We start from the raw sequence: 20,082 nt of genomic DNA, 5'->3' as shown, positions 1-20,082 counted from the left end.
TGTGTTTGTCGCCGCCGCCCTGATTTGACTATTAATGGTTGGCGAGCACAGGGAAACTCTTCGTTCGTACTCACTTGCTCGGAAAAGGTTCGATATGAATCATGACGACAACGGAAATCGCCATGAAGTATCTGTGATGACGGACGAACAGCTCGAACTGGAGCACTGCAAGCAACAGATTGCTCGTCTCAAACAGCTGGTTATTCGCCTTTCTGAAATTGCGTTGCGCAACGTCGTAAGAGCCGCCGAGGACCGAAAATCGGAACGCGCGTGAGTCTCTGTCGGCCCACCGAACGACCAGCCCCGGAGGGAAACGAACGTTGCGCCGTAGCGCGCTGTTCTTTGCAGCGCGGCTCCCGCCGGGGGCAGGGAGCAGCCTCGCCCCTATCTCCATAGGGGCGAGGCTCCTATTTTATAGCCGGAACTTTGAGGGTTCAGACCGGCATCGAGCTTGGCGTATCGCGCGTCGCCCGACGCGTGGATATTCCTTCGCATCGACAGCGATCACGCGCGACGTGCCGAGCACATTCTTGCGAGAGCAGTGGCTCGCATTTGCGACGGCAACGCCAGCAAGCAATGCCGTCGCCGCGCCGGCGAGTTGTGAGGCCCATTGGTGCAGGCCTAGTCTACCACCGCAACGGAGAAAAGCGGCGCGCCTATTTTGTACCAAGGGAAGCTGTCTCGCTCCTCTCAATGGGGCGCGAAGTGGATTTCGATCCTGACCGCAACCGGATGGGCGGGCCGGCATTGGGCGAAATGTCGTTTACTCAAGAGTACTTTCGCCGGCTGGCTCGGGAGTGTGAGCTGCCCGCGCGCTTTTTCGCGCTGCTTGACGGCGACGCCTCAGAGTACGCCCCCGAGGAAGCCGAGCAGGAGTGTTGCCGGAAACACTCTGCGTCCGCAACGGCTCCCACCTCTCCAGATCGGCGTGGATAACCAGGTCACGTGGCCCAAGGAGGAAGCGCTTATCACTGCTCCTCATGCCCAAGACCAAGGATCACTTGCAGTCCGTCCACATCGCCCTGACGGCCAACTCTCTCGACGAACGCGGCGCCTTGACGGTCGTCTCTCCTTCTCAGCTGCACCGGCTCGATGCCGGAGGCAAACTCGATCACCGGCTGGTAGCGCTTGGCGGAAGTGCTGAAATATATCACGCCCGAACGCCGCGCTGAAACAACTGCACGTCGCTCGAGCCCTGCGGCGTCGAGATTTTGACTTTGTGCTCGCGGTTGATGAAGCCGAACACGCGCAAGGTTTCCGAATCCACTCCTGGCGCTGCTGCACAAACCAGCTCTAGCCAAGCGCGGCCCCTTGGTCATTGCGTAGCTCGATTACGTCGGGGTCAGCTTGTGGCGGTCGCCGTTCCAGATCGTTATCGCTTCCTCGGGCGTGCCGACCGCCTTGGTCGAGACCTCCATGCCGTAGGGTTCGCTCGCAACGAAGGCGCCTGCTCGCATCCTCCTGGATCAGGACCGGGTAGCACTTGGCAATCAAGCACCTCCGGATCGGACGCCTCCGATTTCGTGTTGCTCTCACTGGTATTCGGATCAACTGCCATTCTGTAGTCTGCCTCAAGCAGCTCCACTAGCCGCTCGACGCGAGCGATCCGGAATGGCTGGGACGGCTTTGTCATCAGGGCAGGTCCCTGGGATCGAATGCGAAGAATCCAATGATGAAGATGACGAGCGTGCGAGGAGTGGCGTTCATGCGCCGGGCTGTCGGTCCTCCGCCGAATGCCAGTCCGCGCCGTGGAGGCGGATCATCTCGCGACGGGACCGCTCGATGAAGACGCGCTCAACGCAAAAGCCGGCGGTGACTGAAGCCGCCAGCGCAAGGCCGCAGGCGATATAATCATTCATGAAATTCCAAAACATGTTGCTGCCGGCGACGCCGACAAAAGTAAGTGCCATGACGGTGTTACGAATTGCCTTAACCACGTTGTTCCCCCAGCCGGTCGGCGAGGCACTTTAGCATTGCAACCATGACGCTTAGCAGCGTTTGATGGTTGTGATCCGCCGTCTTTCTGCTCAATCAGCTTGGGTCCGGCCGTGTTGTCGCGCCCCGTGGAATCCGATCGATAACGTATCTCGCTCTGTGCCATGAAACGTGGTGACGTCTTGGCAGACAGCCTTCGCCAGCCGATAGGACGCAGCATCCGCTTTGCAGCGGTTTCGGCCAGCGCAGCCGAGCAGAACAAATAGCACTGCATCTCTGGACCATAGAACGAGGCGTTCTCGGCGTCGGCAGCAATTCGTGCGGGCTCAATCCGTTCCAAAGCCCACGCACGGAAGCGCTTCGCATTTTGCCAATCATTCGCAGAATTTCGGCATCATGAGGCCCTACATCAGAGAACTTCTGCTTAATTGCCCAATACTATCATTATTCCCGTGGGGCAACGAAGCGAACGAATGGCCCGTTTCTACTTTAATCTGGCAGGCAAGCAGAATGTCGACGACCCCGGCGGGTTAGCATTCGAAGACGAGCTGCAAGCCTTCCGTGCGGCAGAACGCTTAGCAAAAGATCTGGCGAGTGCTCAACCTCTGCTGCGGGGTACAACCTGCGTGGTCGTTACACGCAGGGACCGAGGTGAGGCCTATTACGTAAGCGTGTGACAGCGCTTCCAAATCAGACGTCTCGGCCACTACTGACGTATCATCTGCCGGGGCAGCCGCCCCGAGTTGTGGGACCACCGAGCCGATTGAGGGAGGGCTCGTTTTCCCTAGTTAGACTTGCCTGCAACGCCACCGTCAGGCACGATTTCGAAGAACCCCGATTGCACCATGTCCATCAAGACCTATATCGGCGCGGTCGAAGCGGCGCACGATGATGGCTGATTGGGCCGCGTTCTGCGATGGCAAGCGCGCTGCGGACGGCGTGGTCGTGCCGATGTCTCGCGCGATTGCGTGACGAATAACTTTCTGACTTTCGAATCGTGGAGAGCCTGTTTCCCACCAAGTAGAACTAGATGCCGTAATGGGCCCTGCTTCGAGCAAGGGGTCATGATGGTGGCTGTCCCCCGATAGATGATGAAACGGGGTCACGACTTGAGTCGGCCCCAAGCATCTAGAGACGGAGGACAGCCGTGGAGAACTATGCCGGAATCGACGTGTCATTGGAACTGTCGAGCGTGTGCGTTGTGGATGCCCAGGGTAAGATCCTGAAGGAAGCGAAGGTCGCGAGCGAACCCGACGCCTTAGTCGAGTTTTTCGAGAGGCTTGGCTTTGCAGCAAAGCGAATTGGGCTGGAAGCGGGGCCGCTGTCGCAATGGCTGCATGCAGGCTTGAAAGGAGCGGGGCTCGAGGCAGTCCTGCTCGAGACGCGACATGTTAAGGCCGCATTGTCTGCAATGACGGTGAAGACTGATCGCAAGGATGCCCGCGGGATCGCCCAGTTGATCCGGATGGGATGGTTCCAGCCGGTACACGCGAAGTCGGTCGGCGCCCAGGAGATCCGGGCACTCCTGATCGCACGCAAACAGCTTCTCGGGCGACTTATCGATGTGGAATTAAGTATCCGAGGGATTTTGCGCGGCTTCGGGCTGAAGGTTGGCCCGGTGACGCGGAGGAGTTTCGAAGCGCGGATCCGAGAGTTGGTTGCGGGGCAAGCGACATTGGAGCGTATTGCCAGTGCGATGCTTTCGGCACGATCGGCCTTGAAGGCAGAGTACGGAAGGCTGCACAAGGCTGTACTGGCAATTGTGCGTGACGATGCAGTCTGTCGCCGGCTGATGACAGTACCGGGCGTTGGCCCCCTGGTGGCTGTTACCTACAAATCGGCGATTGATGCCCCTCATCGCATCGTAAAATCGAAGGCGGCAGGCGCGCTGTTCGGGCTTACGCCAAAGAAATATCAATCGGGAGAAAAGGACGTCACAGGCGGGATCACGTTGGCCGGCGACGAGACGGTGCGCACGGTGTTGTATGAAGCCGCCAATGTTCTGCTGTCGCGCATCACGCGGTTCTCAAAACTCAAGCGCTGGGGGATGGACGTCGCCAAGCGGCGAGGCTCAAAGCGCGCAAAGGTCGCCCTGGCACGCAAGCTCGCAGTGATCCTGCATCGGATCTGGATCGACGGCACAACTTACCGATGGACTGACGCCGGCCCGATCGCAGCATAGAAAACGTCTAGGAGATCAAGAACGCAACCGAGCTGAACTGAAGCTCGGTGCCCGAAGTCCCGTCGCCGGGACGGTGGATCCGGTGAAGCCGTTACACGGCCAGTGGTCGTCATCTGACGAACCCCGCGCATCTAGATAGGCTCACCGCTCCCTCTGACAGCATGATGTGGCGGCCAGGCGTTGACCACGGACAGAAGCATGAGCTCGGCGACGAGACGTTCACTCGGGAGGCTTGACATCATCGGGCCCATTACAGAAGGCCGTGAACCCATCTGTGGACGCCCCGCGAGATGCAAGCGGTTTTTGAAACAGACCACGAAAAGCACCAGAGAGTTGCAGCTACTGGGTCCACCATTGTGCCTCCGAAATCCCGCGCGCGCCGCCCTATCGCCTGAAGGGATTTCGTTGGGACCCGGCGCAACTGGAAAAACTGCAAGGACCGCCAGATGAGGGTGAGCGCCACCCGGGTTTATTAACCCTCCGCCGATCATGCAGAAAGACGGCAAAAGGTGGCCCATCGGCGCCGATTATGGAACCGGTTGTGGTGTTAAATGCCCCGAAACGATGGCAGAAACGAAGGAGATGCTCCGGCTCCGCATACTCGGCTCACACACCGACGACTGACGCAGGATCGCCCGCGATGACAAAGCAGAGCGAGCATAGATCAGCATGGCGTATCTGCAGAAGCAGCTCGCTAGGCAGCGAAAAGCCCTCGGCGAACTCGGTGAGCGCGTGTCGCGTGCCGAACGTGAGATCACGAAAGATCGCGCCGACAGACTCGAGCCGGCATTGCTTGGACTAGTGTCGACTGAAAACCCCGACACTGACGAAGAGAAGATCATGCCCGTACAAATGAACGCCGAGCTTTTCTGCAAGCTGCAGGAACTATCCCGCCATAACGCGGTCGCCCGCGCGCTTGTCTTCTTGTGGGAAACCGGCACCCTGACCTACGAGGACTGGGCGACGAAGGCGATCTCTCTTCTCATTGATCAGAACGAAACGCTCTCGGCGATCGCCGTGGATGCGGAGAAGCGCGCCTGCCGCCTGCCCAAAACTCCGCCCGTAGCCTCACCCACACGTTGAGAGAGATCGTCCCGTGTCCGACACCCCCAAGACCGGAACACCGCACCCCGGGCCCGCGCTGCGGCTTGTCAGCGGCGCGAAACAGGAGCCGCTGCGCTGCCCCGCCGCTGGCCGCGATGCCGAAAGCGAGAAGACGCTTTGCTTCTACTTCAACCGGCGCATGACCGATGACGAGATGCGGCACCAGAGCTGGCCCCGGTTATCTGAACAGCAATTCCGCGTCGATAAGTGGAGTTTCTGCCAGAGTTAGGCTGCCGCGCGGAACGGCAGCGGGCTGAAGTAAGCTTGATCGGGGGTGCCGCCGTCAAGGCTCGAGTGGGGACGCCGGCCATTGTAAAAGGCGAGGTATCGGCCGATCGAGGCGCGGGCGTCGGACACGGTGTCGTAGGCGCGCAGATAGACCTCTTCGTATTTGATGCTGCGCCACAGACGCTCGACGAACACGTTGTCGCGCCAGGCGCCCCGACCGTCCATGCTGATGGCGATGCCATGACTGGCGAGCATGCCGGTGAACGCGGCGCCCGTGAACTGCGAGCCTTGGTCGGTATTGAAGATGTCCGGCTTGCCATGGCGAGCGAGAGCGTCCTCCAGCGTCTCGACGCAGAATGCGGCTTCCATAGTGATCGAGACGCGCCACGACAGCACCCGGCGGCTGAACCAGTCCAGCACCACCGCGAGATAGACGAAGCCGCGCGCCATCGGGATGTAGGTGATGTCCATCGCCCAGACCTGGTTCGGGCCTGTGATCTCCATCCCGCGCAGCAGATACGGATAGATCTTGTGCCCGGGTTCGGGCTTGGTGGTACGCGGCCGGCGATAGAGCGCCTCTATCCCCATCCGCCGCATCAGCGTTTTGACATGCCGGCGGCCGATCTTGCACCCCTCGGCAGCCAGCAGGTCTCGCAACATTCGCGAACCGGCGAAAGGAAACTCCAGGTGCAGCCGGTCAAGCCGCTGCATGATCGCGAGGTCGGCGGGCGACACCGGACGTGGTAGATAATAGATACTGCCACGGCTGATCTTCAAAACTTCCGCCTGTTTGGTGATCGGCAGGTCGTGCTCACGGTCGATCATCGCTTTGCGCTCAGCAGGCCGGCTTTGCTGAGCGCGCCTTCTAAAAAATCGTTCTCAAGCGTCAGCTCCCCGATCTTGGCGTGCAGCGTTTTCACGTCTACCGCGGACTCGCTCGCTCTGTTGCCACCGCCAGGACCAAACACCTCGGCCGCCGCCTCCTGAAGCTGGGACTTCCACTGCGTGATCTGGTTCGGGTGCACGTCGAAATGCTCAGCCAGCTGGGCCAGCGTCATCTCGCCCTTGATCGCCGCTAACGCCACCTTGGCCTTGAATGCCGGTGCGTGTTGCCGGCGGGCTCGTCTGCTCATCGTCTCTCCTGATTCGCGGGACAATCTTGCCCGCCGTCAGGCAGAAACTCCACTTACCGCCCTGTCCAGATTTCCGGAGCCAGCTCTACCTTCACGCGGTCAGGCAGGCGGCAGCCTACTCGCCGATCATCGACGGCCAGCCCAGCAAGCAAACGAGCGGAGTCTCAGAGCAGGAGGCGGCGGCAGTGCTACGGCGCTACCTGCTCATGCGCGAGATTGACGGTCACTGAGAAAGTTCCTCTTTTTCATCCGCGCCCCCCGACAAAGTCTCGCTAAATTTCAAACTGAGACACTACCCGTTAGTCGGTTCAACTCGCAGCGTCAGGACGCCCGTGATGGCGGAGGCGACGAAGACAGTCACTCGCACCACTTCCGGGAACAGCACACCAATCAATGGTGTCAGAGTCCGGGGAGACCCCAGTAGAACACGCCGACCAGGCCGGCAATAAGGCTTGTATAGAGGACGTGGGGGACAATGGAGAGCAGGTACTGCTTACTCGCTCACCGCTGTGAGTGCCCTGCCGGCGGCCAATCGGCTCCTTGGTTCGGGCGACGATCAGAAGGCGGCGAACGATTATCTGCTGACCTGCGCTTCCTCGGAGACGACAAGGATTGAAGCAACGCAATCCACCGGGAGCAACAAGCCGCCGCATCGCCCATCAGACGCGTTTCCACGGTGAAGATCAGCGCTTGCGAGGCCGGTTCGTGGAAAATTTTCGCGATTGGATGGGCTCCTGCAAAAAGATTGTCTTTTCAGACTCCACCGCATTTTGCGGCACCGGCCGAAGAAGGCCTCCCTTGTGGTCTTCCATATCTCCCCAAGCGTCGAAGGTAGTGGCTAAAACAGGCGGCGTCTCAGCAATTCCTCCGTGCGTATACTCAGATCAGGACAACCGCATCTAGCGTCGTGCGCCACGATTTGTCGGCCGACCGCCGGATTTCACTGATCAATGAAGCCGTCTCGTCTGCGGCAACCGCTGGCATCAGACGGAGCGGATAACTGCACCGCTAAATATGGACACGGGCATCGGACTTTCGTCGCCGTCAGGCGCAAGTTTTTTTACTCCGCCTTGTTTGGCAAGAATTCTCTCGCCTACGACCGGTATCGCAGGAATGCGCTAACGCCCGATGTGGAGCACCGCGACACCAGAAAACTCTCATTTTCATTAACCGCTGCAGCGGTCAACATGATTGGACCCACAATTACTCAGATCGAGACTTCCGTGAGCACTCCAGAGGCAAACGTCAAGTGTGGACCTTCTGTGATTTCTGTCGGCGCACGGCCAAGGCTGACGAAAGATGTGGTTGAAGGACGATCTGAACCTGAACACCACGCCGACGAAAATTGTGAAATCAGCGGGGGGTGTCTGCCGGCGCGATCGACGCTCCGAATAACAGAAGCAGGCGCCGCAAGTGATCACAGCCCAGCTATCGCGCTGGGCGACAATTTACGTTAACGTTTGCCGGTCGGTCCATATGCGTACTCGAATCCGATCGCCTCGGAGGCAGAAGGCGATCATCCGACCGCTTGATCCTTCCCACCCTCAGGGTTGGGATAATCCTGACAATGAGGAAGTTTGGCTTGAGCTGGCGCGCGCCATCGGACGGCAGATTGCACGAGACGAAAACGACGGTTTGGAGCAGCCAAAAGGAGGAAGGGCATGATGACGAGGCCAATAAAAAAGAGGGCCGTGTTATACGCCCGCTATTCGAGCGACATGCAAAAGGCGACCTCGATTGACGGTCAGCTATTGCTCTGCCGGAAGATCGCGGCACGCAACGACCTAGATGTCATCGGTGCATTTGTTGATGCCGCGAAGTCTGGCCTAACCGAAAATGCGAGGGACGGCTATCAGCAATTGCTCAATGGCGTGCGAAACCATGATTTTGATGTTGTGATCGTTGAGCATTTCGATCGCCTGTCGCGCGATCCCGCAACCATCCAGCGTCTCAAGCAAGTTTTCGAGTTCAATGGCGTTGAGCTGATGGATCAGAAAGGCGTTTACGCGACTGCCACCGACATCAGCATCGCAAGTCTCTACAACACGATTTATAAGCCGCAGCTCGCCGACAAGGTTCGGCGTGGCCATGATAATGCTGTCGCTAGTGGAAGAATTCCTGGCTCATACGCTTACGGTTACCGGCCAAGGCCGGGCGCGCCCGGTGAGCGCGTGATCGATGAGAACGAAGCGAAGATCGTGGTCCGCATCTTCACCGAATATGTATCGGGGCGTTCAACCCGAGATATTGCGGCCGATCTCACGCGCCAAGGCTTGCCCTCGCCTGGCGCCACCCGTCACAAGAACAAGGCTGGTCGCACGACCTGGAATCATCAGTGCATAACTGGCGGTCGCCACGGTCGCGGCATTATCGGCAACGAGCTGTATATCGGCGAAATACATTGGAACGTTCGATCAACAATTCTGAACCCGGAAACGCAGAAGAAACAGAAACGCCGCAATCCGGACGACCGGCACATCATTGTCAAGAAGCCCGAGTTGCGGATTGTTCCGCAAGTGCTTTGGGACAGGGCGCAGAAGGTTCGCAGCGGCCGCGCCATCCATATGTTCGGACCGACGGGCAAGCCGCGGCGCCGTCCTGTGATCCCGCGCAATAATGAGCACCCACTTGCTGGGGTCCTCCGGTGTGGTGTCTGCAACGGGAATATGCGAATCGCTCAATCCTCCAGGAATGGCGCTCCGCGCGCCGCATGCGCCAATGCGCATCAACGAGGCACGTGTGAGCACACTCGGAGCTTTGACATGGACGTGCTACTTGAGGATGTCTCAAGCAAAATGGAATTAAAATTGCTTTCGCCCAAAGCGATTGAAGAGGCGATGCGTGCTTGGAAGGAGGAGCGTAAGAACGATCGGAAAAAGAACAGCGAACACGCAAATTTAGAGCGTAGACTCCGTACGTTGACCACTGAGATCGAACGCTTGTCATATGCCATCGCAAACAGCCGTCGCAAGCCGGATGAGTTGCTCAAGCGGATCGATGAGTGCGATGTGGAACGGGAAACCGTTAAGGAGCGCTTGCGGCTGCTGGGTAGTGGCAGCGAAAACGTGATCCCGTTCGACCATCCAAAGTTCGGTGACCGATATCATTCGGAGGCCAAGAGACTGGTCACCGCGCTGAGGATTAATCCGAAGGCCATCGAAACCCGCGTCGCCTTTCGCAACTTGATCGACAGCATCGTGGTGCATCCGGTTCGCAAGCGGATGCCCTACGAATATACTCCGTACCTGAACAGCGCTTCCCTTTCTAGCATGAATCTTTTCCCCGAAAATCGACGCAAGACGAGAGAGATCAGTGCGTTCGTCTACTATGATAACGTCAAGTCAGAGAAATCCGTGTCCTCGTAGTAGACGCGGACCTGCATGTGGTGGCGGCCGTCGCGGATCTCGCCGTCGAGGTGGGCAGTCACGTCGCGAGCCTCTTCGCTTTTTGCAACCAGCCCGTTTTGCGCAAAAACAGCCGGCCGTGCAAGCGCGGGTTACGCCACCGCCGGCCCCGTCCTTCCCAGCGTCACCTCGACGATCTCCGGCGGCACGCCGACACGGAGCGGCATGAAGCTGCAACCGAGGCCGCCGGAGATGATGACGTCGCATTTCAGCCTGACATGACCATAGGCGAGCCGGAGGCCGTGCTGCCGCGGAACGGCGGGCGACCAGCCGAGCAGGCGAACCTGGCCGCCATGGGTGTGGCCGGACAGTTGCAGCGCGACGCGCGCGGGCACGCGCGGCGCGATGTTGGGCTCGTGCGCGAGCAGGATGATTGGCGCATCGTCCGTGACCTTGGCGAGCGTCGCGGTGAGATCGTCGGCACCGAAGCGCCCCGTGCTCCGGAAGCGCCGCGCCGGCAGAAAAGCGAGTTGATCGCCGAGGCCGGCGATCCAGAACGGGCGGCCGTCCTTGGTGAGGCGCACGGCGTCGTTCTCGTAGACGGGAATGCCGGCCGCCTCGAGCGCACGATGCGCCACCGTCGGGCCATGCCCGGCCTGCTGCACGGCCGTGTCCACCCAATAATCGTGATTACCCATGACGGCGTGGACGCCGAGCGGCGCTTTCAGGCCCGCGAGCACCCTGGCCCATTCCTTCGCGGGAATGATGCGCGTGACCTGGTGAAGACCGGCGACATAGTCGCCGAGCAGCACGACGAGGTCGGCGTTCAGGCCATTGGCGCGGTCGACGATGGCCTCGATCCGCTCCAGCGACATCCAGGGATCGCAGGCATGGACGTCGGCGATCACGGCGATCTTGAGCGGCAGATCCGCCGGCCATTGCCGCGGGGTCGGATGATAGCGGGTGACGCCGAGCCGGTGGGGCTCGATACCGACGCCGTAGGCGGCGGTCGAGAAGCCGAGAGCGGACAGGCCGCCGAAGGAACGGATGAGATGACGGCGCGTGATCATGGAAGCCCGCTTCTGCTACGGCGTCTTGATGCGGTCCGATTGAAGCGGAATTGGGGTACTCTTGTGCAGACCGTCTGCACAAGCGCTACCATCGGCTCTCGCCGATAAGCGCATCCAGCCGCGCCTTCAAATCGTCGGGCGCGCGGTAGTACCAGACGCCGCCGAGCAGGTCGCGAAAACGTGCGTCGGCGCGCGCCTCGCGCTCGATGCGGTCGATCGTCCCGACGCTGATCACGTCTTCGAGGGGACCGGCGGCCAGCAGCGACAGCAGCACCGGGTTGGACTCGATCTTGAGGATCTCCAGGATCAGGTCGATCATCCTGTCGGGATCGTCCTCGCGCAGGTCGCGCTCGAAATCCATGATCGCGAACAGATTGTCGTCCTGGTCGCGCTCGGATCTGGAATATTGCTCGACCCAGGCGCGCGCGAGCTCGGCGACCGACATGTTGGCGCAATCGAGCGGCTCGCGCGGCGTGCGCTGCGCCAGATGGTCGGCATGCCACGCCTCGCGATCGGCCAGGCTTGCAATACGCGACATCAAGGGATCGTCGGGACCGACATGCACGCCGCCCAGCAGCCAGCGCAGCCTGTCATTGTGCGCGGCTTCCTGCTCGACACGCGCCATCATCTCCTTGCCATGCGCATAGAATAGCGCCAGCAGGAACTTGTCGTTCAGCTGCATCACCGTCGGCTTGTCGGCCTCGGTCTTGAGCACATCGAGCACGAGATTGAGCGCGGCTTGCGGCTTGCGATGCGGCAGATGGTCGAAATAGACCTTGATGGCCCAGATGCTGCCGATCTGGTCGCGACGGCTGACGCGCTGAAGCGCGCACCACATCGATGCCAGCTCGCCAAGCGGCATCGAATCCAGCAACGCCTCGGTTTCGTCAGGCGTGCGCAGCTGCGGCGCGGCCGCGATGGTCTTGAGCAGCCTCGTGTCGTCCGTCGGCTCCATTCCTTCCCACTCCAGTCCGTGTACGGCGATCCCGTTCGCCGCGCGTTCGGATTAGTGCTGGGATGGAACCTGCGGGTTCATCGACTTCGGCGATCAGTCGTCGCTTTCGTCGGTGCCGAACAGGCCGAACTGCGCCGCATCGCGATTGGGTTCGGCGAGACCGAGATGGCGGAAGGCGTGCGAGGTGAGCAGGCGGCCGCGCGGGGTGCGCTGGAGATAGCCGCACTGGATCAGATAGGGCTCGATGATGTCCTCGATCGCATCGCGCGGCTCGGAGAGCGCTGCGGCCATCGTCTCGACACCGACGGGACCGCCGCCATAGTTCATTGCGATGGTGGTGAGGTAGCGGCGGTCCATGGCGTCCAGGCCCGCGGCGTCGACCTCGAGCGCGCTCAGCGCGTGATCGGCGATCTTGCGATCAATCGTGTCGGCATCCGCGGCGGAAGCAAAATCGCGCACGCGCCGGAGCAGGCGCCCGGCAATGCGCGGCGTGCCGCGGGCGCGGCGCGCGATCTCGTTGGCGCCGTCCGCGCTCATGCCGACGTTCAGCACGCGCGCGCCACGGCTGACGATGCTTTCGAGTTCCTCGATCGTGTAGAAATTCAGCCGGACCGGAATGCCGAAACGGTCGCGCAAGGGATTGGTGAGGAGGCCCGCACGCGTGGTGGCGCCGACGAGGGTGAACTTCGACAGCTCGATCTTCACCGAGCGCGCCGCCGGGCCCTCGCCGATGATGAGGTCGAGCTGAAAATCCTCCATCGCGGGATAGAGCACCTCTTCCACCGCCGGGCTCAGGCGATGGATCTCGTCGATGAAGAGCACGTCGCGCTCTTCGAGGTTGGTCAGCAGGGCGGCGAGGTCGCCGGCCTTGGCAATCACGGGACCCGACGTGGCGCGGAAGCCGACGCCGAGCTCCTTGGCCACGATCTGCGCCAGCGTGGTCTTGCCGAGGCCGGGGGGCCCGACGAACAGCACATGATCCAGCGCCTCGCCGCGCTTGCGCGCCGCCTCGATGAAGATCGAGAGGTTCTTGCGCGCCTGCTGCTGGCCGACGAAGTCGGACAGCGATTGCGGGCGCAGCGCGGTGTCGCCGACATCGTCGCTGCGGCGCTCTGGCGAGACCATGCGGTTGGCCTTGGGATCGCTCACTTCGCGAGTTCCTTCAGACCGAGGCGAATGAGCTGCGCCGTCTCGGCGCCTTCACCGGCGCTGCGCGAGGCCGACGCGATGGCCGCGGCGGCCTGCGGCTGGCCGTAACCGAGATTGACCAGCGCGGAGATCGCATCCGCCACCGGGCGCGGCGCGCGCTGGTCGTCGACGGCACCGGCAAGATGCACCACGGCGGGATCGACATTGGCGAAGGCCGGCGCCTTGTCCTTCAATTCGGTCACGATGCGCTCGGCCACCTTGGGGCCGACGCCCGGCGTGCGTGCCACCGCGGCCTTGTCGCGCAGCGCAATCGCATTGGCGAGGTCGGAGGGCGCCAGCGTGCCGAGCACCGCGAGCGCGACCTTGGCGCCGACACCCTGCACGGTCTGGAGCAGGCGAAACCATTCACGCTCCTGGTCGGTGCGGAAGCCGAACAGCTTGATCTGGTCCTCGCGGACATAGGTCTCGATCGACAGCACGGCGGCCTCGCCGGGCGACGGCAGATGCTGCAGCGTGCGCGTCGAGCAATGCACCTGGTAGCCGACGCCGCCGACGTCGAGGATGACGAAATCCTCGCCGTAGGAATCGATCAGGCCCTTCAGCTTGCCGATCATGATTGCGCAGCGCTCTTCTTGTTACCTCCCCCCTTGTGGGGGAGGTCGGATCGCCGAAGGCGATCCGGGAGGGGGGTAAGCCACAGACGCCGGCGCCCGGGGCTGCCCCCCTCCCCAACCCTCCCCCACAAGGGGGGAGGGAGAAGAGTGTGCGTGCGGCTCATGTTGCGCCTCATGACTCGAACTTAAACTCCCACCACCTTCAGCCTGAGCGCCGTGCTCTGGCGGTGATGGGCGTGGGTGATGGCGATGGCGAGCGCGTCGGCAGCGTCGGCTGACGGCGGTTCGGCCTTCGGCAGCAATATCTTCAGCATCATCGCGATCTGTTGCTTGTCGGCATGGCCGGCGCCGACCACAGTCTTCTTCACCTGGTTCGGCGCATATTCGGCGACGCTGATGCCGAACATTGCGGGCGCCAGCATGGCGACGCCCCGGGCCTGGCCGAGCTTCAGCGTCGCAACGCCGTCCTTGTTCACAAAAGTCTGCTCGACGGCGGCTTCCATCGGCTTGTGATCGGACAGGACAGAGGCGAGCCCTTCGTGGATCGCGAGCAGGCGGCTGGACAGCGGCAGGTCGTCCGGCGGTTCCACCGAACCGCAGGCGACATAGATCAGGCGGTTGCCCTCAGCCTCGATCACGCCCCAGCCGGTACGGCGCAGGCCAGGGTCGATGCCGATGATGCGAACGGGGCCACGAATCGGGAGCGCAGTCATGGGCCAGTGATAGCGGCTGGCTGCGGCGGGGGAAACAGAAACAGAACGGAAGTAACAGGGGAAGTGTCGCTCTTCGCCTCTCCCCGCTTGCGGGGAGAGGCCGGAATGCGCGCGAAGCGCGGATTCCGGGTGAGGGGACTCTCCACGAGTCCCTCTATCACCGCCGACGCGGAAACAGCCCCTCACCCCAACCCTCTCCCCGCAGAGCGGGGCGAGGGCGCGCACCGTTCGTGTGTCCCCTACCCGCCCATCTTGGCAACAAGCGCGTCCGACACCTCGAAATTGGCGTAGACGTTCTGGACGTCGTCGTGCTCGTTGAGCAGGTCCATCAGCTTGAGCAGCTTCTCGCCGGTCTCGTCATCGACGGCGACCGTGTTCTGCGGCTTCCAGATCAGCGCGGCCTTGCGCGGCTCGCCGAACTTGGCTTCCAGCGCCTTGGCGACGTCGCGATAGCCTTCGGTCGAGGCGTAGATCTCGTGTCCGCCTTCGCCGGAGACGACGTCGTCTGCGCCGGCCTCGATCGCGGCATCGAGCACCGCGTCGTCGGAAGCGACGCTGCGGTCGTATTCGATGATGCCGGTGCGGTCGAACATGAAGGAGACCGAACCGGTTTCGCCGAGATTGCCGCCCGACTTGGTGAAGAAGGAGCGGATGTCGGAGGCGGCGCGGTTGCGGTTGTCGGTCAGCGCCTCGACGATGACGGCGACGCCGCCGGGGCCATAACCCTCGTAGCGGATCTCGTCATAGTTCTCGCCATCGCTGCCGAGCGCCTTCTTGATGGCGCGCTCGATATTGTCCTTCGGCATGTTCTCCGCGCGCGCGGCGATCACGGCGGCGCGCAGGCGCGGGTTCATGGCGGGGTCGGGCGTGCCGAGCTTGGCGGCGACGGTGATTTCCCGCGCCAGCTTGCCGAACAGCTTCGACTTCTGGGCATCCTGCCGCCCCTTGCGGTGCATGATGTTCTTGAATTGGGAGTGTCCGGCCATGCGTGGTCTCGTAAAGGAATCGTGCGCCTAAGGCGAGCGTGGGAAGCGCGGCCTTATAGGCCGCCAACCCACCGGAATGAAAGAGGCTCTACGACTTTAAGGTAACACCGTAGTGGCCCTTGCCCAGATGTCAGGCATCGTTAACCCTGACTTCATTCCGGCCTGCGAAAATAGCGTACGACCGTCCCCCGACAAGAGAGACCTGATGGCGTTCGGACTATTTCGGAAGCGTCTGCCGGACATGGCTGCGCCCGCGGCCGCCCCGCAGGCTGCGGCGCCGCCGGCCCATTCCGAGCCCGGCCCGGCCGCTGAGAGCGATTCTGCCAGGGAAATCCTGGAACTGCTGGAACTCGAGCTGGGCGCGATGATTCGCCAGCTCGAGCGCGCCGCCAATTCGGTGGCCGGCGGCGCCGAAGCGACCGCCACAACCCTTGCGGCCATCCGCGACCGGACCGACGCCCTGACCGGCCGCACCAACGCCGCACAGTCGACCGCATCCACCTTCGCCCATGCCGCCGACAAGTTTACCCAGTCCGCGCTGGGCATCGGCGCGCAGGTTCGCGAGGCCGGCAAGCTCGCCGACGAGGCCAGTGCCGCGGCGCAGGAAGCCCGCGCCAATGTCGACCGCTTGCGCGAGTCCTCCGCCGCCATCGGCAACGTCGTCAATCTGATCGCGCAGATCGCGCGGCAGACGACGCTGCTCGCGCTCAACTCGACCATCGAGGCCGCGCGCGCGGGCGCTGCGGGCAAGGGCTTTGCGGTCGTCGCGACCGAAGTGAAAGCGCTCGCGGTGCAGACCCAGGGCGCGACGGAAGAGATCACCAAAAAGATCGATGCACTGCAGCGCGACGCCGCCGGCTCCGCCGATGCCGTGCACCGCATTTCGCAGGCGATCGAGGCGATCCGCCCGGTATTCGAGACCGTCAATGGCGCGGTCGCCGAGCAAAACGCCACCACGAGCGAAGTCTCCGGCAATGCCGCCAGCGCGTCGGAGTTCATCGTCTCGGTCGGCCAGAGCGCGGCCGAGATCGACGCCGCGACCAAGGCGGCCGAGACCCATGGCGAGAACGTCGCCAGCGCCGGCAAGGCGGTCACCACCTTCGCACAGAAGCTGAAATCGCGCTGCGCGGTGCTGCTGCGCCAGAGCGAGCACGACGACCGCCGCAAGACCGAGCGGCTGCCCTGCCATCTCAAATTCGAGAGCGCACGCGGCGTGATGCCGGTCTACGAGATCGCGATGGACGGCGTGCTGATCGGCGGTGCGGATGCAGGCCGGCTGACGCCGCAAGCGATCATCGAAGGCAGCCTCGAACTGGTCGGCGCCTGCCGCCTGCGCGTCGTCGAGCAGTCCAAGGCCGGAGCCCGCGCGCATTTCGTCAATCCCGATGCCGAGCTCCGCGAGAAGATCGAGGACCGGCTGTGGTCGATCCACGAGGAGAACACGGAGTTCGTCACCCGCGCCATGGAAGCGGGCAACGCGCTGACCCAAATCTTCGAGCATGCGGTTGCACGCGGCGAGGTCGGGATCGACGACCTCTTCGACACCGACTATGTGGAGATCGCAGGCACCAATCCACAGCAATACCGCACTAGATATCTGGATTGGGCCGACCGCGCACTGCCGCCGTTCCAGGAAGCGTTTCTCGCCAAGGAACCGCGCATGGCGTTCTGCGCCATGGTCGACCGCAACGGCTTCCTGCCGGTGCACAACAAGATCTATTCGCATCCGCAGCGGCCGGGCGACGCCGCCTGGAACACGGCCAACAGCCGCAACCGGCGCATCTTCAACGATCCGGCGGGGCTCGCGGCCGCGCGCAACCTGCGCTCGTACCTGGTCCAGAGTTATGCGCGCGACATGGGCAACGGGAATACGGTGATGATGCGCGAAATCGACGTCCCGATCCGCGTGCAGGGCCGGCACTGGGGCGGATTCCGCACAGCTTACAAGCTGTAGTGCCCGCTCTCGTGCACTCCTGGGCAAGACGCCGCTCGCGAATCATCCTCTAAGGTCGAAACTGGAATGGGAATGCCGCCGAGAGCCAATCCACGGCTCTGACTGGAGAAAACCCGTACATGTCTCTGGCACAACTTGCAGTATTGGACACCGGGTCGAACCGGACGCTGGCTGAACGCCTGATCGACCAGCTCGCCGACCGCATCGGCGGTCTCGGCGTGGAGCTCGCCGACATCGCGGGCAACGTCCAGGAAGTCGCCAACCGCGTCGCGAACCAGTCGGAACGGTTCCATCACCTCCAGGAGACGGCGGAGACGATGGTCTCGGCCAACCACGACATCGCCAATGCGTCTCAGGCGGTGCAAACGACGACGTCCGCGGCGGTCGGCGAGATCGCGCAGTCGCGCAGCGCGGTCGATACCGCCGTCAGCCACATCTCCGAGCTTGTCGCCGCCGTTGGGCGGATCGAGGCGCGCCTGAGCGCGGTCGGCTCGGCGCTGGCGCAGGTGGCCAAGGTGTCCGGCTCGATCGAGGCGATCGCGAAGCAGACCAACCTGCTTGCGCTGAACGCAACCATCGAAGCCGCGCGCGCCGGCAATGCCGGCCGCGGCTTCGCGGTGGTCGCGAGCGAGGTGAAGAACCTCGCGGAAGCCACCCGCCAGGCGACGCACCAGATCTCCGACACCGTGCGCGATCTCGACGGCCAGATCGAAGGCCTGATCGGCGAGAGCAGCGACGCCTCGCAGCGCGCGAAGACCGCCGGCGAAGGCGCCCAGCAGATCTCCAGCATCATCTCGCGCGTCCAGCAGGGCTTCGCCTCCGTGGAAGCGGAGATCGACAGCGTCGCGCGCGCGGCGACCTCCAATCTCGGCCATTGCGACACCGTCATCAGCGAGCTCAACGAGCTCGCCAAGGGCGTCGACCTCTCCTCGCGCGACCTCAAATACGCCGACGAGCGGGTGGCCAAGCTGCTCGACACCTCCGAAGGCCTGATCGCGATGATCGCCGACAGCGGCGTGGAGACGTCGGACGCGCCGCTGATCCGCGCGGTCGTCGAGACCGCCAAGCGGATCTCGGCCGAGTTCGAGGCCGCGATCGATCGCGGCGAGATCACGCTCGACCAGCTCATGGACGAGAAGTACCGCGAGATTCCCGGCACCGATCCAAAGCAGTATCTCACCAGCTACGTCGACTTCACCGATCGCGTGCTGCCCGCCATCCAGGACCCGATCCAGAAAGCCGATCCCCGCATCGTGTTCTGCGTCGCCTGGGCCAAGGGCGGCTACCTGCCGACCCACAATCCGAACTACCGCCTGCCACAGGGCAAGGACCCGGTCTGGAACAACGCCAATTGTCGCAACCGCCGCCTGTTCACCGATCGCGCGGTGAAGAAGGTCGCTGCGAACACCAAGCCGTTCCTGCTCCAGACCTACCGCCGCGACATGGGCGGCGGGCAGTTCGTGCTGATGAAGGATCTGTCCTCGCCGATCATGATCCGCGGCAAGCACTGGGGCGCGTTCCGGATGGGCTTCCGGCACGGCTGAAGGATCTCGCGACGGCCGCTCCTGCGGCCCTTCAATCAAAAACCTGAAAAACAACCCCATGCACAGTAGCCGGGGCACGCGGAATCAATGGCTTAGAAGCCTCATGGGATGAGATCGAAGCTAGTGCGGCCGACAGCAGCACCCTCTCCGTTCCCTCCCCCCTTGTGGGCAGGGCTATCGCATGTGGTGTGCATGATGCGGCGGCATCGGCACTCGGCTCCCTCTCCCGCTTGCGGGGGAGGGCTGGGGTGGGGGTGTCTCCGCGTCGGGATTGCCAGGGATTGCGGAGAACGTTCCAAGCGCCTAGTGCGGCCATTGCTCCGTCGGGCAAAACAGGAGCATGATGTCATCATCGCGCACGTCGGCCATCCGGCTATTGGCCGTTGCAATTGATCCCGTGCACCGTGCTTGCCGTCGCTCGCTTTTCCCAATCGCACGAATTTCGTGATCGCATGATTTTGCGCATTCGCACGATCATCTGCGGCGATTCACGGCGCGCGCGGCGAAAATGCGCCACAATATGACGATTATCATACCAATGAGCCGCCGCACAAATTCGTGAACGTCATGGCCTGACGCGTCAGTCGCGCAAATATGCATTGCCGGGAATTTCGACGCTTCATCGTTTCGCGTCGTTATGATTATGGTCGCGCGGAAATTCGCCGAATTGATCGCCGCAAGCGATCGTCGAGCAAGGGGATGCATATGGCAACTGTTCTCACCATCAATGGCGAAACGAAATCCTTCGACGCGCCGCCGGAAATGCCGCTGCTGTGGGTGCTGCGCGACATCCTCGGGATGACCGGCACCAAGTTCGGCTGTGGCATCGCGCAATGCGGCGCCTGCACGGTGCATGTCGACGGCAAGGCGGTGCGCTCCTGCGTGCTGCCGGTGAGCGCGGTCCAGAACCGCACCATCACCACCATCGAGCATATCGGCAGCACGCCTACGGGCGCGAAGGTGCAGAAGGCCTGGCTCGATGCCGAAGTGATCCAGTGCGGTTACTGCCAGTCCGGCCAGATCATGTCGGCCGCGGCACTGCTGGCGGCAACGCCCAACCCTGATGATTCCGACATCGACGCCGCCATGGCCGGCAACATCTGCCGCTGCGGCACCTATGTGCGCATCCGCGAGGCCATCAAGCAGGCGGCCTCCGGCCGTCAGTCGTGAG

19 protein-coding genes and 1 pseudogene are annotated in these 20,082 nt (G+C 62.5%); 9 read left to right on the top strand and 11 right to left on the bottom strand.

The features are described from left to right. The first annotated feature begins 94 nt into the window (after positions 1-94). The gene (locus BJA_RS07915) at positions 95-274 is read left to right on the top strand and encodes a hypothetical protein (protein WP_074077659.1); all 180 of its coding nucleotides are present in this window, start codon (positions 95-97) and stop codon (positions 272-274) included. A 694-nt stretch (positions 275-968) separates the two neighbouring features. On the opposite strand, the gene BJA_RS07910 is transcribed toward BJA_RS07915, so the two are convergent. The 3 genes from BJA_RS07910 to BJA_RS07905 all read right to left on the bottom strand — a co-directional run bounded on the left by BJA_RS07910 (position 969) and on the right by BJA_RS07905 (position 1,937). Further along, a complete protein-coding gene (locus BJA_RS07910) occupies positions 969-1,154 on the bottom strand; it encodes a hypothetical protein (protein ID WP_063921390.1) in 186 nt (61 codons plus the stop codon). Positions 1,155-1,331: 177 nt separating this feature from the next. Further along, a complete protein-coding gene (locus BJA_RS43570) occupies positions 1,332-1,457 on the bottom strand; it encodes a hypothetical protein (RefSeq protein WP_018646717.1) in 126 nt (41 codons plus the stop codon). A 246-nt stretch (positions 1,458-1,703) separates the two neighbouring features. Continuing rightward, positions 1,704-1,937: a hypothetical protein gene (locus tag BJA_RS07905; RefSeq protein WP_011084363.1), complete on the bottom strand. Its 234-nt coding sequence runs from the start codon at positions 1,935-1,937 to the stop codon at positions 1,704-1,706. A 471-nt stretch (positions 1,938-2,408) separates the two neighbouring features. Here BJA_RS07905 and BJA_RS07900 point away from each other — a divergent pair, with 471 nt between their 5' ends. The 4 genes from BJA_RS07900 to BJA_RS07885 all read left to right on the top strand — a co-directional run bounded on the left by BJA_RS07900 (position 2,409) and on the right by BJA_RS07885 (position 5,450). Continuing rightward, positions 2,409-2,612, top strand: coding sequence for a DUF6894 family protein (locus BJA_RS07900; protein ID WP_131233107.1), 204 nt, complete (start codon positions 2,409-2,411; stop codon positions 2,610-2,612). 470 nt (positions 2,613-3,082) lie between these two features. Beyond that, the gene (locus BJA_RS07895) at positions 3,083-4,117 is read left to right on the top strand and encodes an IS110 family transposase (protein ID WP_011084361.1); all 1,035 of its coding nucleotides are present in this window, start codon (positions 3,083-3,085) and stop codon (positions 4,115-4,117) included. A gap of 669 nt (positions 4,118-4,786) precedes the next feature. Then, positions 4,787-5,200 (top strand): hypothetical protein, encoded by a 414-nt coding sequence (locus BJA_RS07890; protein ID WP_011084360.1) that lies wholly within the window; start codon positions 4,787-4,789, stop codon positions 5,198-5,200. Between the two features lie 13 nt (positions 5,201-5,213). After that, positions 5,214-5,450 (top strand): hypothetical protein, encoded by a 237-nt coding sequence (locus tag BJA_RS07885; protein ID WP_018646715.1) that lies wholly within the window; start codon positions 5,214-5,216, stop codon positions 5,448-5,450. Here the strand turns inward: BJA_RS07885 and BJA_RS07880 are convergent. Further along, positions 5,447-6,582 (bottom strand): IS3-like element ISBj3 family transposase gene (locus BJA_RS07880; protein WP_085973330.1). Its coding sequence is split into 2 segments (ribosomal slippage): positions 5,447-6,324 and positions 6,324-6,582, totalling 1,137 coding nucleotides; the frame shifts between segments, so codons are not numbered across the junction. The two genes, BJA_RS07885 and BJA_RS07880, sit on opposite strands and share 4 nt — an antisense overlap. 1,661 nt (positions 6,583-8,243) lie before the next feature. On the opposite strand from BJA_RS07880, the gene BJA_RS07875 reads away from it, so the two are divergent. After that, the gene (locus tag BJA_RS07875; protein ID WP_011084356.1) at positions 8,244-9,947 is read left to right on the top strand and encodes a recombinase family protein; all 1,704 of its coding nucleotides are present in this window, start codon (positions 8,244-8,246) and stop codon (positions 9,945-9,947) included. Here the strand turns inward: BJA_RS07875 and BJA_RS42795 are convergent. The 7 genes and pseudogenes from BJA_RS42795 to BJA_RS07840 form a co-directional block, all read right to left on the bottom strand. Further along, positions 9,920-10,039: pseudogene (locus BJA_RS42795) on the bottom strand (acyl-CoA thioester hydrolase); the annotation flags it as partial. The gene BJA_RS07875 and the pseudogene BJA_RS42795 overlap by 28 nt on opposite strands. Positions 10,040-10,078: 39 nt before the next feature. Continuing rightward, positions 10,079-10,996 carry a metallophosphoesterase gene (locus BJA_RS07865; protein WP_011084355.1) on the bottom strand — a complete coding sequence of 306 codons (918 nt, stop codon included), beginning with the start codon at positions 10,994-10,996 and terminating at the stop codon, positions 10,079-10,081. Between the two features lie 85 nt (positions 10,997-11,081). Then, positions 11,082-11,951, bottom strand: coding sequence for a DUF6869 domain-containing protein (locus BJA_RS07860; RefSeq protein ID WP_011084354.1), 870 nt, complete (start codon positions 11,949-11,951; stop codon positions 11,082-11,084). Between the two features lie 93 nt (positions 11,952-12,044). Continuing rightward, the gene (gene ruvB, locus BJA_RS07855) at positions 12,045-13,076 is read right to left on the bottom strand and encodes a Holliday junction branch migration DNA helicase RuvB (protein WP_171463833.1); all 1,032 of its coding nucleotides are present in this window, start codon (positions 13,074-13,076) and stop codon (positions 12,045-12,047) included. Positions 13,077-13,096: 20 nt separating this feature from the next. Further along, a complete protein-coding gene (gene ruvA, locus BJA_RS07850; protein WP_011084352.1) occupies positions 13,097-13,714 on the bottom strand; it encodes a Holliday junction branch migration protein RuvA in 618 nt (205 codons plus the stop codon). A 185-nt stretch (positions 13,715-13,899) separates the two neighbouring features. Then, positions 13,900-14,427 carry a crossover junction endodeoxyribonuclease RuvC gene (gene ruvC / locus BJA_RS07845; protein ID WP_011084351.1) on the bottom strand — a complete coding sequence of 176 codons (528 nt, stop codon included), beginning with the start codon at positions 14,425-14,427 and terminating at the stop codon, positions 13,900-13,902. Positions 14,428-14,666: 239 nt separating this feature from the next. After that, positions 14,667-15,413: a YebC/PmpR family DNA-binding transcriptional regulator gene (locus BJA_RS07840; protein WP_011084350.1), complete on the bottom strand. Its 747-nt coding sequence runs from the start codon at positions 15,411-15,413 to the stop codon at positions 14,667-14,669. A gap of 205 nt (positions 15,414-15,618) precedes the next feature. Between BJA_RS07840 and BJA_RS07835 the strand changes: the two genes are divergently transcribed. The 3 genes from BJA_RS07835 to BJA_RS07825 all read left to right on the top strand — a co-directional run bounded on the left by BJA_RS07835 (position 15,619) and on the right by BJA_RS07825 (position 20,081). Continuing rightward, the gene (locus tag BJA_RS07835) at positions 15,619-17,367 is read left to right on the top strand and encodes a methyl-accepting chemotaxis protein (protein ID WP_038965394.1); all 1,749 of its coding nucleotides are present in this window, start codon (positions 15,619-15,621) and stop codon (positions 17,365-17,367) included. 119 nt (positions 17,368-17,486) lie between these two features. Continuing rightward, the gene (locus BJA_RS07830) at positions 17,487-18,911 is read left to right on the top strand and encodes a methyl-accepting chemotaxis protein (protein WP_011084348.1); all 1,425 of its coding nucleotides are present in this window, start codon (positions 17,487-17,489) and stop codon (positions 18,909-18,911) included. 705 nt (positions 18,912-19,616) lie between these two features. Next, positions 19,617-20,081, top strand: coding sequence for a (2Fe-2S)-binding protein (locus BJA_RS07825; protein WP_028173437.1), 465 nt, complete (start codon positions 19,617-19,619; stop codon positions 20,079-20,081). Position 20,082 lies beyond the last annotated feature (1 nt).

Source organism: Bradyrhizobium diazoefficiens USDA 110 (assembly GCF_000011365.1).
GTDB classification, from domain to species: domain Bacteria; phylum Pseudomonadota; class Alphaproteobacteria; order Rhizobiales; family Xanthobacteraceae; genus Bradyrhizobium; species Bradyrhizobium diazoefficiens.
This window is presented reverse-complemented; position numbering and strand designations above follow the sequence as displayed.

What these genes read in the sequence shown, in the direction of transcription:
- BJA_RS07915 (WP_074077659.1), top strand. Translation starts at nt 95, where the DNA reads ATGAATCATGACGACAACGGAAATCGCCATGAAGTATCTGTGATGACG.
- BJA_RS43570 (WP_018646717.1), bottom strand. Translation starts at nt 1,457, where the DNA reads ATGCGAGCAGGCGCCTTCGTTGCGAGCGAACCCTACGGCATGGAGGTC.
- BJA_RS07900 (WP_131233107.1), top strand. Translation starts at nt 2,409, where the DNA reads ATGGCCCGTTTCTACTTTAATCTGGCAGGCAAGCAGAATGTCGACGAC.
- BJA_RS07890 (WP_011084360.1), top strand. Translation starts at nt 4,787, where the DNA reads ATGGCGTATCTGCAGAAGCAGCTCGCTAGGCAGCGAAAAGCCCTCGGC.
- BJA_RS07875 (WP_011084356.1), top strand. Translation starts at nt 8,244, where the DNA reads ATGATGACGAGGCCAATAAAAAAGAGGGCCGTGTTATACGCCCGCTAT.
- BJA_RS07865 (WP_011084355.1), bottom strand. Translation starts at nt 10,996, where the DNA reads ATGATCACGCGCCGTCATCTCATCCGTTCCTTCGGCGGCCTGTCCGCT.
- BJA_RS07860 (WP_011084354.1), bottom strand. Translation starts at nt 11,951, where the DNA reads ATGGAGCCGACGGACGACACGAGGCTGCTCAAGACCATCGCGGCCGCG.
- ruvB (WP_171463833.1), bottom strand. Translation starts at nt 13,076, where the DNA reads ATGGTCTCGCCAGAGCGCCGCAGCGACGATGTCGGCGACACCGCGCTG.
- ruvA (WP_011084352.1), bottom strand. Translation starts at nt 13,714, where the DNA reads ATGATCGGCAAGCTGAAGGGCCTGATCGATTCCTACGGCGAGGATTTC.
- ruvC (WP_011084351.1), bottom strand. Translation starts at nt 14,427, where the DNA reads ATGACTGCGCTCCCGATTCGTGGCCCCGTTCGCATCATCGGCATCGAC.
- BJA_RS07840 (WP_011084350.1), bottom strand. Translation starts at nt 15,413, where the DNA reads ATGGCCGGACACTCCCAATTCAAGAACATCATGCACCGCAAGGGGCGG.
- BJA_RS07835 (WP_038965394.1), top strand. Translation starts at nt 15,619, where the DNA reads ATGGCGTTCGGACTATTTCGGAAGCGTCTGCCGGACATGGCTGCGCCC.
- BJA_RS07830 (WP_011084348.1), top strand. Translation starts at nt 17,487, where the DNA reads ATGTCTCTGGCACAACTTGCAGTATTGGACACCGGGTCGAACCGGACG.
- BJA_RS07825 (WP_028173437.1), top strand. Translation starts at nt 19,617, where the DNA reads ATGGCAACTGTTCTCACCATCAATGGCGAAACGAAATCCTTCGACGCG.